The sequence below is a fragment of the Pseudomonas edaphica genome (genome assembly GCF_005863185.1).
GTDB classification, from domain to species: Bacteria; Pseudomonadota; Gammaproteobacteria; order Pseudomonadales; family Pseudomonadaceae; genus Aquipseudomonas; species Aquipseudomonas edaphica.
The window spans coordinates 1-2,730 of sequence record NZ_VBVZ01000743.1; the positions used below are offsets into that span (position 1 = coordinate 1).

Consider the following 2,730-nt stretch of genomic DNA (forward strand, 5'->3'; position numbering starts at 1 on the left):
CTGCCAATCGAATTCGACGTCACCAACATGAACATGGGCGACGTGATCGACCTGTACCCGCATGCTGGCAAAGTCTGCAAACACGGCACCGACGAAGTCCTGACCACCTTCGAAATGAAGACCCCGGTTCTGTTGGACGAAGTTCGCGCCGGCGGCCGTATCCCGCTGATCATCGGTCGCGGCCTGACCGACAAGGCGCGTGCTGAACTGGGCCTTGGCCCTACCGACCTGTTCAAACTGCCTGAAGCACCTGTCGACACCGGCAAAGGCTTCACCCTGGCACAGAAAATGGTCGGCAAGGCCTGCGGTCTGCCAGAAGGCAAAGGCGTTCGTCCTGGCACCTACTGCGAACCGAAGATGACCACCGTAGGTTCCCAGGACACCACCGGTCCAATGACCCGTGATGAACTCAAGGACCTGGCGTGCCTGGGCTTCTCGACCGATCTGGTAATGCAGTCCTTCTGCCACACCGCGGCCTACCCTAAGCCGATCGACGTGACCACCCACCACACCCTGCCTGACTTCATCATGACCCGTGGCGGTGTTTCGCTGCGTCCAGGCGACGGCATCATCCACAGCTGGCTGAACCGTATGCTGCTGCCGGATACCGTCGGTACCGGTGGTGACTCCCACACCCGTTTCCCGATGGGCATCTCGTTCCCGGCCGGTTCCGGTCTGGTCGCGTTCGCCGCAGCCACTGGCGTAATGCCACTGGACATGCCGGAATCGATCCTGGTGCGCTTCAAAGGCAAAATGAAACCTGGCATCACCCTGCGTGACCTGGTTCATGCCATTCCTTACTACGCAATCCAGGCTGGCCTGCTGACCGTAGAGAAGAAAGGCAAGAAGAACGCCTTCTCCGGCCGCATCCTGGAAATCGAAGGCCTGAACGACCTGACGCTGGAACAAGCCTTTGAGCTGTCCGACGCCTCGGCTGAACGTTCGGCTGCCGGTTGCACCATCAAGCTGTCCAAGGACTCCGTCACCGAGTACCTGAACTCCAACATCACCCTGCTGCGCTGGATGATCGGCGAAGGCTACGGCGATGCACGCACCCTGGAACGTCGCGCCCAAGCGATGGAAGCCTGGGTTGCCAACCCGGAGCTGATGGAAGCCGATGCCGACGCCGAATACGCCGAAATCATCGAGATCGACCTGGCCGAAATCAACGAGCCGATCCTCTGCGCACCGAACGACCCGGACGACGCCCGTCTGTTGTCCAGTGTTGCCGGCGAGAAGATCGACGAAGTGTTCATCGGTTCGTGCATGACCAACATCGGTCACTTCCGCGCTGCCGGTAAGCTGCTGGAGCAGGTCAAGGGTCAGCTGCCAACCCGTCTGTGGCTGTCGCCGCCGACCAAGATGGACGCTCACCAACTGACCGAAGAAGGCTACTACGGCATCTACGGCAAGGCTGGCGCGCGCATGGAAATGCCGGGCTGCTCGCTGTGCATGGGTAACCAGGCACGTGTAGAGCCGAACTCGACTGTCGTATCGACTTCGACCCGTAACTTCCCGAACCGTCTGGGTGATGGCGCGAACGTCTACCTGGCTTCGGCAGAACTGGCGGCAGTTGCCTCCACGCTGGGTCGCCTGCCGACCGTCGAAGAGTACATGGGTTACGCAGCGAAACTGGACACCATGGCCAGCGACGTTTACCGCTACCTGAACTTCGACCAGATCGCCGAGTTCCGCAAAATCGCAGCAAGCGCCAACATCCCGGTGATTCAAGCCTAAGATGTTGTGATTTAAAAAACGCCGCGCATCGCAAGATGCGCGGCGTTTTTTTATGCGTGGAATAGGATATTCGTCACACTGATAAACAATTGTGGGGGCTGGTTTGCCGGCTGTGGCGGTCTTTTTGTGTTGTTTTGTGTACATATCCGTTGCTGCGGTAACGGCTACTTAGGGTTCCGCCCTTACGGCGGGTCACTTTTGTAAAGACACAAAAGTAACCAAAAAGTCTTCGCCCCACCACTCGGCACCTCGCCTAGGCTCGGTGTGCCCGCACTCCGGCTTGAATCCGTGGGCCGCCGCGATGGGCCATCCTTGGCCCAGCGCGGCTAACCCGGCGTCCTGCCGGGTTACCCACGGATTCAAGCCTGCGTTCGGCCAGCGTGGTTAACGGGGCGTCTCAGATCAAAATCAAGATCTACAGCACGGCGGCCTGAAAGCCGACCTGAGTGGTTAGATCAAAAGCGAAAAGCGGATTTGCATACACTGAGGATCTTCTTTTCTGTGGGAGCTGGCTTGCCTGCGATGCAGACACCTCGGTACATCAGGCACACTGAGTTGATGCTATCGCAGGCAAGCCAGCTCCCACCTTTGACCGAGTATGGCTCTGCTGTTGCTGTTGCTGTTGCTCCGGCTCTCACATCCTTTTCGATGACGAAGTCAGCGGTCTTTTGATCTGCGCTTTTGATCTTGATCTTGATCTGAAATCGCCCCGTTAAACACGATGGCCGGAATCTGACAGTGATTTGGGGGGTAAACCGGCAGGGATGCCGGATTAGCCGCGCTGGGCCAAGGATGGCCCATCGCGGCGCCCCCCCAAATCACTGGCGGATTGCGGGCATGCCGAGCCTAAGCGAGGTGCCGAGTGGTGGGGCGAAGACTTTTTGGTTACTTTTGTGTGGGCCGGCATTCCGGTCTTTACAAAAGCGACCCGCTGTAAGAGCGGAACCATAGGCAGCCGTTACCGCAGCAACGGATATGTACACAAAACAACAC

1 protein-coding gene is annotated in these 2,730 nt (G+C 58.5%); it reads left to right on the forward strand.

The window, feature by feature from the left end; all coding sequences use genetic code 11:
* The coding region (locus FEM54_RS29845; RefSeq protein WP_138453990.1) for a bifunctional aconitate hydratase 2/2-methylisocitrate dehydratase at positions 1-1,737 on the forward strand (1,737 nt) is incomplete at its 5' end.
* Positions 1,738-2,730 lie beyond the last annotated feature (993 nt).